Source organism: Alkalihalophilus lindianensis (assembly GCF_032843265.1).
GTDB classification, from domain to species: domain Bacteria; phylum Bacillota; class Bacilli; order Bacillales; family Bacillaceae_D; genus Alkalihalophilus; species Alkalihalophilus lindianensis.
This window is the reverse complement of record NZ_JAWJBA010000091.1, coordinates 1-377: the sequence shown is the minus strand read 5'-3', so window position 1 is coordinate 377 and position 377 is coordinate 1. Positions and strand designations below refer to the sequence as shown.

Sequence of the window (377 nt, the reverse complement as noted above, 5' to 3'; positions counted from 1 at the left end):
TCAGAATGCCATCCGGAGCGCCACGGTCACCACGGTGAACATGGACGGAAGAGATGTTTTCATCAAGAACAGGGCAGAGGAAGAATTTCCTGAAATCCTTATGGCCCTCGGGTTGGAGGACATCCCGACGTATGGCCAAAAGGATAAAAGAACAAATGCATATCTACAAAGAAAAAAATAAAGACTCCCCCTTAAACCTGATAACAGAACGGCTTAGAGGGGAGTTTTCGTTATTTTTACCGTTAAAGTCGGGAAAAAATACATTATTAATAACCCTTCTCTATAAATTAGAACCTCCCGACTTTTACAGTTAAACAGAAAAAAATGTGCTAAATACCTTGTAAAACTAAGGTTTTTAGCATTTTTTTATTTTTATT

1 pseudogene is annotated in these 377 nt (G+C 38.2%); it reads left to right on the top strand.

The features are described from left to right. Window positions 1-181 (top strand): annotated as a pseudogene (locus tag RYX56_RS21430) (IS1634 family transposase); the annotation flags it as partial. Window positions 182-377: the final 196 nt, after the last annotated feature.